General features: G+C 51.7%; 4 protein-coding genes. 1 reads left to right on the forward strand and 3 read right to left on the reverse strand.

The window, feature by feature from the left end:
- Positions 1–20 precede the first annotated feature (20 nt).
- From WC593_10390 to WC593_10400, 3 genes are read right to left on the reverse strand one after another with little or no spacing between them, the layout of a single operon-like run.
- Complete coding sequence (locus WC593_10390) at positions 21–4,811, reverse strand: PAS domain S-box protein (protein ID MFA4825549.1); 4,791 nt, start codon at positions 4,809–4,811, stop codon at positions 21–23.
- Positions 4,808–10,783, reverse strand: coding sequence for a PAS domain S-box protein (locus tag WC593_10395; protein ID MFA4825550.1), 5,976 nt, complete (start codon positions 10,781–10,783; stop codon positions 4,808–4,810). The genes WC593_10390 and WC593_10395 overlap by 4 nt, the downstream gene beginning before the upstream one ends.
- Before the next feature lie 30 nt (positions 10,784–10,813).
- On the reverse strand, positions 10,814–11,269 hold the full coding sequence (locus WC593_10400) for a response regulator (protein MFA4825551.1): 456 nt from the start codon (positions 11,267–11,269) through the stop codon (positions 10,814–10,816).
- 441 nt (positions 11,270–11,710) lie between these two features.
- On the opposite strand from WC593_10400, the gene WC593_10405 reads away from it, so the two are divergent.
- Positions 11,711–13,873: a PAS domain S-box protein gene (locus tag WC593_10405; protein MFA4825552.1), complete on the forward strand. Its 2,163-nt coding sequence runs from the start codon at positions 11,711–11,713 to the stop codon at positions 13,871–13,873.
- The last annotated feature ends 511 nt before the right edge of the window (positions 13,874–14,384 follow it).

The raw sequence follows: 14,384 nt of genomic DNA on the forward strand, positions 1-14,384 counted from the left end.
GCACCCCTTCCTCCGATCATTTAAACCTCACCTGGTGTAGGTATTCTCCTGATCGTTATCGTAAAAGTTGTCCCCTGATCCCGGTCGAGCACAATTGTCCCGTCAACCTGGTCGATAAGGCTGGTCACAAGGCGCATGCCCAGCGATGTGGTGTTCTTCCAGTCAAGCTCTGCCGGTATCCCGATACCGTTATCACGGACAACCAGCGTGATGAGATCGCCAGTATCTTCGCCACGGATACTGATCGCCCCTTCCCTTCCCTGCGGAAAGGCATGCTTGAGGGCATTGGAGATGAGCTCGTTCATCAGGAGGCCAAGGGGAACCGCAGTGTTTATGTCCACCATGATCTCACCCATGGAAAAATCCAGGTGTACCCTTCGCGTATCCGTACCGAAATAGGAGAAGAGCTGGGTTGCAAGGAATCGGGTATAATCCGCAAAGTCGATCCGTGACAGGCTCTCGGAACGGTAGAGTTTTTCATGAACCAGCGACATTGCCCGCACGCGGTTCTGCGTCTCGGACATGATCTTTTTCACTTCGGGATCATCGGTCTGGCGCATCTGGAGGTTGGTTAAACTGATGATGATCTGGAGATTGTTTTTCACCCGGTGATGGACTTCCCTGAGGAGCAGGACTTTCTCATCCAGAGATGCCCGTATGGCTTCCTCATCCTGCTTCTGGCGGGTGATGTCGTGGGCGGCAACGATGATCCGGTCTTTTCTGCCTTCACGCCCCCTGATCACCATGGCATGAATGGACAACGGCGTTGCGCTGCCATCTGTCCTCTTCAGGTGGACAATATTCTCGATCCTGCCATCCTTTAAAAGACTGAAAAAGGAACTGGCGAGAGTACCGTCTTCGACAAGGTAACCGAAATATGAGGTTCCGATCAGGTTCTCTTTGGGTATGCCGGACAATAATTCTCCCGCTGCATTAATATCCAGGATAATACCCTTCTCATCGAGGACTACTATAAGGTCAGGATTTGCCTCGATAACCGACTGGGTGTAATCGAGCGCCGCCAGCACGTCCTTCTCAGCACGCTTACGCTGGACAACTTCGTCTTCAAGTGTCCGGGTACGTTCCCTGACGATCTCTTCGAGGTTCTGGTTCATCCGTTCAAGTTCTGCTTCAGTTTCCTTGAGACGGGAGATGTCCCGCATGGACTCGATGGCTCCGGTGATCCTGCCCTCGGCATCAAGCAGGGGGGATGCAACAAGCGAGAGCGGAATTATGTGCCCGCTGCCATCACGGTTGATCTCCGTCTGCGCTGTTACGGTCTTTCCCTCCCAGTTGATTTGGGTATAATTCAACCGTGCCGCATCCCTGTCCGGATCGAGAACGAGATCGATTAGGATCGGGCGACGTTTTCCGGACAACCAGATGCTGTACTCAAAGTCCCCTTTACCGATAATATCTCCGGCAGAAACGCTACTGAGCTGTTCAAGGGCCCGGTTCCATGCGAGAACTTTCCCGTCCCTGTCGATGACAAACGTGGGATCCGGCAGGAAACTGATGATATCCATGAAGAGCTGCCGGGACTCCCGGTTCTGTCTTTCACTCTCAAGAAGTGCCCTGTCTGCAATATCTTTCTGGATTGCGAGAGAGATTGCACGGCTCAGCACTTCGAGGATGGCATCCATATCCGAAGATATCGGAAATTTCGTAAAGAGAGCAAAAACACCCAGTACCTCACCGGAGGGAGGTTTCAGCTGATAGCCGGAAAATCCTACGAGGCCGAGTCTTTCTGCCCAGACATGATCATGGACCCGGGGATCATGCTGGGCATCATTCGTGAGGAATTTACTTTCCCCGCCGGATGCAATAAGCCCGATCTTGTAGGCCCCGAACGGTACACGGCGATGTGCTTTTCCGTCAATATGGGTATACCTGCCACTGCTTGCTCTCAGGTGCAGGCACTTCTCGCGGAACCGGCATACATGCGGCCCTTCCTCAACGTAGGCATGCATGCAACCGGCACTACACAGGTCTCCCTTATCGATCATCCAGATGCGGCAGAAATCTGCTCCGAATACTTTAATAACGCCGTCGGTTACAATTTTTAATTTTTCATCCAGCGGAGTAGGTGCCAGAATGGAGGTAAGGATCCTGCTTACCCCGTCATGCCACGACCGGATCTTCTCCCGTTCTTCTTCAGCCTGTTTGCGCGCAGTGATATCGCGCCCGATACCCAGCACGCCGATGAGCATTCCCTGGCTATCGTACATCGGTGTCTTGATGGTATCCAGCAGGGCCCGGTGGCCATCATCTGAAAAGGTGATCCATTCTTCGTTGCTTGTGGGCTTTTCCGCTGCTATTGCCTTGCGATCATTCTCGCGGAAGGAGTCTGCCAGTTCGCGATCTACAAAGTCGTAATCGGTTTTTCCCACAAGGTCTGTTTCCTTTGCACCGAAAAAGCGCTCGAACATGGTGTTGCAGGAGAGATAGATCCCATCTTTGTCCTTCAGCCAGATCAGGTCGGGGATCGTCTCTACCAGCGTGTGCAAGCGGGCTTCGCTCATGCGCAGCGCCTTTTCCGCCCGTTTGCGTTCAGTGATATCGAGAATTACTCCCTCATAGTGGGTGATGCTTCCGTCTGCAGTACGTCGGATATGCGTGAAATCCGCTACCCAGAATATCTCGTGGTTTTTCCCGAAGATCCGGTATTCCTGCGTATAGTCATCGATATAGTGGCTGCTGTTGTATTCCACTTCCGTGCTCACTCGCACGAGATCATCGGGATGGATAATGGCGCTGTACTGGATCTGACCCAGGAGAAAATCGTCGCGGGTGTACCCGAACAGGGAGATGTTATCGCTCACCATCTCGACCGGCCAGTTCTCTTCGGCTTTCCAGAGGAAGGCGACAGCCGGGCTGGTGTTGATGATCCTTACCTGCTCTTCCTGCTGGCGGAGCAGTTCATTGATGCGATCCTGGATTGCTTTCTTCTCGGTGATATTCCGTATCGATCCCTGGAAACCTATGGTTTTTCCGGTCGAATCCTTTCGGGCAACCGTAGTAATAAGCGTGTTAATTATTGTTCCATCTTTTTTCTTTAAATCAACAGGATATTCGAACGAATACCCGTTTTCACGAATATACCTGATGTGTGCATCCCGATCTTCGGGATTTGCATATATCTGAGGAATCTGGATCCTGTGCAGGTCTTCCCTGCTGTCATAACCGAACAGGTCAACCGCTGCGTCGTTAAAATCCACCCACCTGCCCTCTATTGTTGTGATAAAAATACAGTCCCGCGACGTGGTAAAGAAAGCACGGTATTTCTCCTCGCTCTCCCGCACGGCTGTTTCCGCCCGCTTGCGTTCGGTGATATCGAGGAAAGCCCCGATCAGGCCCCCAAGAGTTCCGTCATTATTAAAAAACGGGGCTTTGTAAAAGATAACATCGTGGCGGGAACCGTTCGCGTACGGTACCTGGGTCTCATACTGTTGGGGAACGGGATTATCAAACATCTGCTGGTCAGCAGCAGCATACCTGTCAGCAAGATCCCGGGGTGATATGTCATACACGGTCTTACCCATGAGATCCCCCCGTTTTATCCCGATATACTCCTCAAACGGCGGGTTGCACCCAAGGTATTTCCCGTTTTTATCCTTGAAGAAGATGGGCATGGGAAGCGTGTCGATCATGGCAGCAAGGAAACGCGAACTCTCCCCGGCGCGGAACTCGGCGGATTTCTGTGCCGAGACATCGCGTCCAATGGCAATAAAACTGGAAACCACTCCCTGTGTGTTCCGCATACCCCGGGTATTCCAGACAATCGTCTTTTTTGTCCCGTCTGCGCAGCGGATCTCGGTCTCAAAATTTTCAAGGATTGTGTCCCGCCCGATAATTGACTGGATTTCCCGGGTAACTTTTTTCCGGTATTCGTTCTCCGGGTAGAGTTGTTTCCAGACTGTTTTTTTTCCCACGACATCCGTTTTTTTATAACCGCTGATAGCCTCGGCAGCATCATTCCAGATAAGGAGGGTGCCGTCAGGTTCGAGCACCGAGATCCAGACATTGGCGTTTGTTATCACGCTCTCCTGGAACTGCTGCATCTCCCGGAGCGTGTCCTGCGCCCATTTTTCCTGGGTGATATCCTCACCAAATCCAAGTGTTCCCTTGATAGCCCCGCTCTCATCGTGAAGAACGGTATTATACCAGCGGATGATCTTTTCCGTGCCGCCCCGGGTCAGTACCGGGTTTTCGAAAACCCGGTTTTGTTCAACCTGTCCGGCAATCAGCTGTGAAAATACCCTTTTCACCCGCCCCCGGTCTTTTTCCGGCAGGAACAGGTCGGCCCAGATCTTTCCATTCACCTCTTCAGGCTGGCATTCAAGGATCTGACCGCCTTTCCTGTTGAGAAACGTTATCGCCCCGTTCCGGTCGAGCACAAGGATAATTGCCGGTGCAAGGGAGAGATATTGCTCCCTGATCTCTGCGGATTGTTGCTGTCTGTGCTGAGCTTTGTACAGCTGCTCTGAGAGATATGCGATGACTGCTGCAATACCCACAAAGACAAAGAACCGGTACACCGCCCCAAGGATGACCTCTGGCTGGTTTGCATCAAAAGCGATTACCATGGAGAGGTAGGCAAGGGCAAGGAGCGTGGCAGGAACGAACCCTTTCCAGCGGTAGCGATAGGCAAGTAAAACGATCGGGAAATAATAGAGATGCATGAAGATGATGGTGATCCCGTTAGCCAGGCACCAGATGGTTATGATAATGACTGCGACAGACAGCGCGAGGATAATTCCCCTCCACCAGGGTTCAGCGATCCGGAACCGGGATACATCCGGGGATTTCATGACGGGCTCCGCGGTTCCTTTTCATGCAATACCATCGTAAACAGGGTACCTGAAGTCCGGTCGAGTTCCACGGTTCCGTTCATCTGGTCGACCAGCGTATTGACCAGCCGGAGGCCCAGTGAAGGGGTGTCCCTCCAGTCCATTTCTGCCGGAATCCCGATACCGTTGTCCCGGAACAGGATGGTTATGGTATGTTCTTCCTTTTTCACGCTGATGGCAACTTCGCCCTTTCTGCCATCAGGGAATGCATATTTGAGCGAGTTTGAGATCAGTTCGTTGAGGATGAGGCCGATGGGGATGGCGGAATCGATATCGACATTGACATCGTGAACCTCCAGCGTGAACCGGATTCCCCTGCTCTTGGCATCGTAGAACTGGAAGAGACCGGTGCCGAGGAACCTGATGTAATCCTGGAGACTGATTTTGGCGATGTCTTCAGACCGGTACAGTTTTTCATGGACCAGCGCCATTGCTTTGACCCGGTTCTGGCTCTCCCGGATGGCAGCAAGGGTCGATTCATCCTTGATGTACCGGGACTGGAGGTTTAAGAGACTTGCAATGATCTGGAGGTTATTTTTGACCCGGTGGTGGATCTCTTTTAAGAGCAGCACTTTCTCATCGTAGGATGTCTGGAGTTTTCTCTCCGTTTCCAGGCGCTGGGCGTTCTCTTCTTCCAGCGCTTCATTTGCTTTTGAGAGAGCTTCTGTACGGTCTTTGATCCGCTGTTCAAGCACGGTGTTTAAGGAACGGATCTCAGATTCCATGAGCTTGAGGTCGGTGATGTCCTGGTTTGCACCGATAGTACGGATAACTTTTCCGTCAGGGCTCATGATCGGGGCGAACCTTGCAATAATGGTATGGACACTCCCGTCGCGGGGGGTGATGCGGTGTTCAATCTGGCCGGCATAATCCGGATCCGTTGTTGCAAGAATTTTCTGAATCGATGCGAGTACAGCCGGGCGATCGTCGGGATAAACAAATTCCTGCATATAAGTCTCAGCCGGCATCAGGTTTCCCCCCTCGCGTTCGGCTGTTGTTTCATAGAGAGCGTAGAACCGGTCATCGAACGTGAACATGCCGGATGCGACATCATACTCCCAGTTGACAAGACCGGCAATCTCCATCGCCGTGGCTAGTCGCGCCTCGTTCTCCCGCAGGGCTTTCTCCGCCTTCGTGCGTCCGGCCTGTTCATCGAGCATATCAAGGGCAAACGAGATACTCACCGCGATCTCTTCGAGAAGGGCGATCTCTGTCTCATTGAAAAAATTCTTCCCGGATGCATAGATCATGTACGCCCCCACCACTTTGCCGTGGTGACTGAAGGGGAATGCTGCAGATGAATGGTAACCGCGTTTCAGCGCCTCTTCCCGCCACGGTTGCATACGGGGGTCGGTGTCGATATCATTGCAGACATCGTACCGCTTTTCCAGCAGGGCAGTGCCGGTCGGACCCAGGCTTTCGTCGTCACCATTGATGCGAATCCTGATCGATTGGAGATACCCCTCCTCATGCCCCGCATAGGCTATGGGACGGATGGAGCCCGATTCGGAGTCAATCAGGCCTATCCATGACATCCGGAAGCGACCGGACTCAACCGATATCCGGCAAATCTCGGCAGCAAAGGTCTCGAGGTCTTTTACCCGTACAATGGCCTGGTTGATCCGGGACTGGACCGCGTAGAGCCGTTGGGCCGCAAGCATCCGCTCTTCGGCTTGTTTGCGCTGTTGGATCGGGCGTGTTGTGATTACAATCCCGTTCACGCCGGCGATGTCCAGGAGATTGACCCCTATTGAATCGACCCAGATATACTCCCCGTCAGCTTTACGGACCCTGAACTCGGTAGGGATCCCGTCATTCTTCTTTTCATACACACTCCTGAGATCCATTCTGACCCGCTCGATATCCTCGGGGTGGATATACTCAAAAGGATCTTTTCCCATCATGTACCCGGGCGGGTATCCCAGTATAGTTTCAGCAGAAGAGGATTCATAGACTATCAGGCCATGCTGATCGAGGATGCGGATGATATCCGATGAGTTCTGGATAAGGGCCTGGAACCGCGTCTCGGTTGTGCGAACAGCCTCTTCAGCCTGTTTGCTGGCCGTAATGTCGATGACGATCCCGGTAATTGTTGCCGGTGATCCATCGGGATGGCGCCTGGTGATTCCCCCGACATCCCGTAACCACCGGTAAGTCCCGTCTGATGCAAGGATGCGATAATCTGCATTATATCGCGCCACTTTACCCTCAAGATGGTCTTTCATCGCCTTCATTGAGGGCTCATAATCTTCAGGATGCAGGAGTGCGGTAAAATCCTGGTACTGATGGAATTGTGAGGGAGAATATCCCAGCATTATTGCTTTGCGGTCATCGAACCGTACTGCACCATCCGGCAGGTCCATCTCCCACCACGCGAGGCGTCCGATTTCCATGGCGGAATCCAGCCGGGCTTCGTAGGCTCTCCTGAGATTATCTGCCTTTTCACGATCCGTGACATTTTCATGCGTAACAATGATATTACGGATATCCCCGGCTGCATCCCGGATCGGATAGATATGACCAAGTACCCACCGTTTTTGCCCGATTCCTTTGATCGGACTGGTATCATATTGGACGAGGGGGATCGCAACTGCCTCTCCGGAAAAACCTCTTTTGATATAAGACATTATTCCGATGCGGGTAAGCTCCTCATCCATGAGTATATTGTAATCCTTCAAATCCTCAAGGGTCAATCCCCAGAGTTTCTCGAAGGCACGGTTGACCTGTATGGTCCTGCCATCCGGCGACAATATCTGGATGCTTGATGGAGATTGCTCGATTATGGTCCTGAGCCGCTCCTCGCTCTCCACCAGCGATTCCTGCGCCTTTTTCAACGCGGTGATGTCGAATGCAATAATGGCCAGCCGGGGAACTTCCCCCAGAGAGTCGATCAGGGGGGTGATAATCACGTTATGATATCGTCCCTCATTTTCATCCTCGTACCGCACCATCTCTTTTTTCCGTATGGCTTCTTCCACCCAGGATTTCCGGCGTTTGGCCATCGGGGGGGAAAACAGGTTCCAGACGGATGTACCAAGGATTTTTTCAGCTGTTATGCCATACCCCTTCAGGACCGTTTCATTGGCATCAAGCAGTATCCCCTTGCTGTCGATGATGAAGGCACCTATAGTGGGTACGTTCATCAGGGTCCGGGCTTTCTCTTCACTCACCCGTAGTGCCAGTTCTGTTTTTTTCTGTTCAGTGATATCCCTGGCAATCCCCCGGAATCCCAGCAACTGCCCCTCATTTCCGGTTATCGGAACGGAACGGATCTCGATGATACAGGGACTTCCATCACGGCGGTTTGCCGGAACTTCAAGGGTATTGAAGGAACTCTTTTCCTGAACATGTGCAAGGAACCTGTTTTTAATGGCAGGGGCAGATTCCGGCTGGATAAGGGTAAGAAATGATTTCCCGATAAGATCTTCCTGTGCATAACCAAGCTGGATAACGCACTGGGAACTTATATAGGTGAAATTTCCCTGCTTGTCAATCTCCCATATCATATCCGGTGATGCATCTACCATGAAACGGAATTTTTCCTCGCTCTCCCGGAGCATGTCTTCTGCCCGCTTGCGTTCGGTGATATCGTACACGCTTCCAACAAGGTTTGTACAACGACCCGTTGCATCAATCAACGGGGTGACCCTGACTTCACCATATTTTTTTCCCACGGGATATTCTGTAATCTCTTCCCAGGTCACGGTTGTATTGTCCTGAATTGCCTGTTTATACTTCTCAAGTACCAATGTCAAAGACGGTTCCGGAATGACTTCGTGAACGTATTTGCCGAGAACCTGCTCTTGTGTTAATCCAGTAATATCCAGGAATGGCTGATTGACAGAAAGGAAACGATAGCGATTATGTTCTTCGACAGATAAGAAAAACAGGACTTCAGAAATATTTCGATAGATTGTTGAAAGTTGGTACTCCTTGGCTTGCAACTCCTCTTCTATCTGCTTGCGCTCGGTCACATCCTCGTAGATCGCGACAATCTCCCCGGATGGAAGTTTATAGACATAATTCTCACGCCAGCCGGATATGCGGTTGTCGTGATATAACGAGACCGGGTGCGATTCTGCGATCCCGCTCTTTGCCACCCGCTGGAATACGGCAAATAGTCCAAACTCTTTTACGCCGGGAAATACTTCGAGAACACTCTTTCCGATAATCTCATCTTTCCTGACCTGCTCTATCGTCTCTCCGGCACGATTGATATCCCGGATGATGAAGTCCTCCCCATCCGGTGTCATTTCGTAGATTACAACACCGGCTCCCATGTTGTTGAAAAGGTCCCGGAACCGCACTTCGCTCTCGATGAGAGCCTTCTCGGCTTGCTTCCGCTCTGTAATATCCCGGCTGATCCCCTGGAAGCCTTCGAGGGATCCGCCCGGGCCGATTACCGCGTTCGAGCTGACTTCAAACCAGCGGGTGCTCCCGTTTTTATGCAGTATTTCAATCTCAAAAACCGTTGCAAGATCCCGGTTCCCACGGGAATATTCCTCCATCCGCTTCCTGAGTCGTTCCCGGATAGCACGGGCCGATGATTCTGTCAGGATGCCAAGGAGCGAGGTCCCGGTCAGGTCCTGGGAAGAGTAGCCGGTCAGGTTTTCTGCCACCGGGCTTACGTAGGTGAAGGTGAGGTCCGGTGTGGTCTGCCATATGATATCCCGGACATTATCTATCAGGAACCGGTATTTCCCCTCGCTCTCCTGCAATGCCTGTTCCGCCCGTTTCTGCCCGGTGATGTCCCGGGCAAATATCGCGATATAATCCACCTTCGTATGTTCCGGGTTGAAGACAGGGAATATCTCGTTGTGAAGATACATGCCTGACCGCTCATCATCAAAAATGGCGGGGATACCGGTATCAAAGACCCGGTCGATATGCACTTTTCGCTCTTCCGCCACATCGGGAGGCAGAAGATCATAGGCACACCGCCCGGCCGCCTCCCCGGCCGTCTTTCCGAGCCGCCGGGCACCTTCAGTATTGATATCGATAATAATTCCCTGCCGGTCAAGGAGGGCAATGGTATCGTGAGGGGCATTCAGGAGCGTTTCAAGCGTGGCTTCCCGTTTCTGCAGGGTCTCTTCCGCTCGTTTGCGATCGGTGATATCCCGGATCACTTCTATCGCACCGATAGGCTTTCCGGCGGCATCGGATAAGAGAGATGCCGTACCCCACAGGTAAGCCCCTTTCCCGCCATAGAGGGCAGGGATAAACGTCTCTGCGGTTATCTTTCCCTTATCGCGCTGGATATAGTCGTAATTCCTCTCAATTTCCGTATCGTCCCTCCGGACAAGGTCAATGAGAGTCGGTCGCCGTTCTCCATAAAAAGGGAGACTGTATTCATGGTCGCCTTTCCCCAGCATCTCAACAGCCGCAACACCGGTCATCTTTGCTAATGCGTCATTCCACGCAATTACCCGGCCATCATTATCAATCGCGAGCACCGCATCGGGAAGGAACCCGAGGATATCCGCTAAGCGTTTCTGCGAGTCCCGTTCCGCCTCTTCCGCCCGGTTCCTCTCGTGGATATTTTCCCAGTCCCTAAGAGCACGCCTCACGATATGGGGCAGATCCCGAAACGCCGTTGCAGATTTGACCACATAATCGATCGCCCCTGACTTCATGACCTCTACGGCAAGGTGTTCGTCCCCGAAACTGGTCATGATAATCAGGGGAATTGTCACTTTGCCATCCTTGTAGGGCAGGATCTCAAGACCTTTTCCTTCGGGTAAAAGCCAGTCGGCAAGGATCAGATCGGGGGGATCGCGCTCAATGATCTGCCGGGCTTTAAGGATATTTCCTGCAATCGAGACCCGGAACCGTTCCGGATCGTCCCTGAATGCCCGGAGGCACAGCTCCTGGTGGGCGGTATCATCCTCAAGAAGAAGAATATGGGATACTTTTGTTCCCGCTTCGGACTTCACTGGAGGAAACGTGACTGCATGCCCCCGTAATCAGTCCTTTATCGGTTTTGCATTCCAACCCAGCCAGTAGAACCCGAGATCCTTCATGAGTTTTGTAAAGGTCCTGAAGTCGAGGGGTTTTACCACGTAGCTGTTGGCATGGTAATCATAGGATTTGGCAATATCGCTCTCGGCATCGGAACTGGTGAGGATGACCACCGGTATCCGGAGAAGGTCAGGAGTGGTTTTTATCGTCCGGAGCACTTCGAGGCCGTCAACCCGGGGAAGGCGAAGATCGAGCAGGACAAAATTGGGCCGGGGATTTTCTACCGGATCCGAATACGCCCCTCTCCCGAAAAGATAGTCAAGGGCCTGTTCGCCATCCGATACGTGATGGATCTTGTTTGCCACCTGCTGGTCCCGCATGCCCCGTATCACCAGCTCGGCATGGGCTTCGTTGTCTTCGACCAGCAGGATGTGTAAAGGTTCGCCGGTAAGTTCAGCCATAGGAATCTCTCTTTTATTTAACGGGTATTATCCTTATCGGTGTTTGTTTCCACAATGGGGAGCGTAAACCGGAACGTGGTTCCTTTCCCCGCCCCCTCCGGTTCAGCCCGGATCATTCCTTTGTGGGCTTCGATAATGCGTTTGGCGGATTGTAAGGCCGATGACTATTCCCACGGTAGAACTGTTCAGTTTCTCGAACCGGTTGAAGATCCATTCGAGATACGGGATTCAACACCCATACCATTGTCCTGTACAAAGAAGACCGGTGTTCCATCGACCCATTGGCGGCGCCTGGTCATGCGCAGCATTACACGGGTTTGAAAATAATATGAGGAGAGTTATGGATAACAATCGTGATGAACAGGATCCTGACAACAATAGTATTATTTCCCTGTCTTTCAAGAATAAACACGTTGGTCCCGTAACGGGGTGTATACGCTCATGGATCGTTCTTTCTTTTATCGCCTGCAAAAAAAGCCGAACTTACTTGTTGCACTCATCGCAGCCATTACCGCGATAATCCTGATCCTGAACGGCTCCGGGCTCACGATCGGAATAACGAACGTACTCCCGCACCTCTTCTACATCCCGATTATCCTCACAGCATACTTCTTTCCTCGTCGCGGTATCCAGTTTTCAGTCGCTGTTTCAGCAATCTATTGTGGTATGATATTCTCCTTCGACCCCACCCTCCCCGGGGTACTGTTGTCTGCCGGGGGACGGATCATCATGTTTATCCTGATTGCAGCGGTGGTCTCGTTCCTGACGACCCGACTGAGGGAGAGCGAGACCAGTTTCCGGGGTGTGACGGAACGAAGTTCCGACATTATCTTACTCACCGATATGGAGGCGCGGGCAACCTATGTTTCTCCGTCAGTTAAAAGAATTCTGGGTTACGATCCAGCCGAAATCATCGGAAAGCTGCCTGCCGATTTTATTCATCCCGATGATCTCAATAAATTACTGGAGTCCATCCCGCATCTTGAGAGGGGAGTTGTCATCGAACAGATCATGGTCCGTTTCCGGAGAAAAAACGGGGAATATGCGGTCATGGAATTTTCCGGAACTCCTGTCATGAAGGATGGAGCAGTCGCGGGAATTCAGGTTATCGGGAGAGATGTCACAGAAAGGAAACGGGTAGAAGAAGCCCATCGAGAAACCAGCCAGCGTCTGGCAGATATCATCGGATTCCTTCCTGATCCAACGATGGTTATTGACAAGGCAGGCAATGTTATTGCATGGAACCATGCTATGGAACTGATGAGCGGGATACCGGCAGCGCAAATGCTCGGCAAAGGGAGAGATGCGTACATGGCATGGATTTCCGGTCAGACCTGCCCCCTCCTCATTGATTATGTCCTGCGACAGGATGCTGAAGGGATCAAAACCGCCTATCCCCATGCCCACTTCGAAGGAAATATCGTCAAGACCGAGACAGACATTACCCGCGTGGATGGCACCCCCCTCTCACTCTGGATAAGTGCAACGCCGCTGGTTGACCCGGATGGAGAAGTCACCGGTGCGATCGAGTCCATCCGGGATGTCACGCACCAGAAAAAGATTGCACGTGCATTGCGGGAATCGAATGAATACCTTGACACGGTCATCAATACTCTCGCAGACCCCCTCTTTATCAAGGATCGCGAGCACCGCTTTGTCAAACTGAACGACAGTTTCTGCCAGTTTTCCGGGCATAAACGCGAAGAACTGCTGGGAAAATCGGATTATGATTTTTTCAAAAAAGAAGAAGCTGATATATTCTGGGAGAAAGACGAGGAGGTCTTCCGTTCCCATCGGGAAAATGAAAATGAGGAGCATATTACAGACTCGCAGGGAAATACCCATACAATCAGCACCAAAAAGACCTGGTATGTCAATACTGCCGGTGAGGAGTTTATTGTCGGGATCATAAGGGATATCACCGAGCGAAAGAAGATGGAGGCTGCAATTCGCTCAACCAACAAAAAACTCAATCTGCTCTCCAGTATCACCCGGCACGATATCCGGAACCAGCTCATGGCATTGAATACCTATATCCAACTCAGCGAAGATGCTATCAATGAACCAGATGAGCTCAGAAAATTTTTTGCAAAGGAGGCAAAGATCGCAGGCGCCATTGCCCACCAGATCAGTTTTACCAGGGATTATGAGGATCTGGGTGTGAATACTCCCATCTGGCAGAATATCCACACGATAATCACAAGGATTATTCCGCTGCTGCCGATGCAAAACATCGCTGTAGACGCAGGTGATCAAGACCTGGAGATTTTTGCCGATCCCCTGCTCGAGAAGGTGTTTTACAATCTTATCGACAATTCCTTCAAATACGGGGGTGAGCAGCTGACTGCTATCCGGGTAACGAACAGAGAAGTTAACGGAATGCTGGTAATTACTGTTGATGATGACGGAACGGGTATTTCCGCAGAAGACAAACCACAGTTGTTTACCCGGGGTTTTGGAAAAAATACGGGTCTTGGTCTCTACCTCTCAAGGGAAATTCTTGCAATAACCGATATCACGATAACCGAGACCGGAACCCCGGGCACGGGAGCACGGTTCGAGATTACGGTACCGAACGGGGCGTACCGTTTTGCTGACCCGTAGTAAAAACAACCCGGATAATGAACCGGGACTAAAAAACCGGTCTCGTATCTCCCTCCCCGTAATAATCTCCCCCTGCATTCTGAACCGTCCCCGGGCCCACAACCCGGGCCGGCACTATCCCCGCCATAACCACGAACAAGGTCCAGAACACTTTACAGACCTGCACATTCTTCCCGAATGCATCAATCACTGCATCCGCATCCGCCCCATCTGCGCCCACTTCCGGCAACTGGTCCGGATCTGGACCGGGTGGATACCCGGTGCACGCGGGTAAACATGGCGGCCATCAATATCATGCATCTCATCGCAGGGGAGGATGTCGAACCAATCCGGCCAGGACCTGAGAGAAACGAGTCATGGGAAAGAAATACGGATGGCAGAATCCTGATGAATACCTGAGCGGATGGAGCCATTGATGACCCCGGCAGGTTGATCATATCCTGCGTAATCCATGACGGATCAAGTATTATAATTTACATCATCAATAACAAATGAATAGAGTCACAACTAA

The sequence above is a fragment of the Methanoregula sp. genome (assembly GCA_041645435.1).
GTDB lineage: Archaea > Halobacteriota > Methanomicrobia > Methanomicrobiales > Methanospirillaceae > Methanoregula.

Coding starts and splice junctions, on each gene's coding strand:
- WC593_10390 (MFA4825549.1), bottom strand. CDS start 4,811: ATGAAATCCCCGGATGTATCCCGGTTCCGGATCGCTGAACCCTGGTGG.
- WC593_10400 (MFA4825551.1), bottom strand. CDS start 11,269: ATGGCTGAACTTACCGGCGAACCTTTACACATCCTGCTGGTCGAAGAC.
- WC593_10405 (MFA4825552.1), top strand. CDS start 11,711: ATGGATCGTTCTTTCTTTTATCGCCTGCAAAAAAAGCCGAACTTACTT.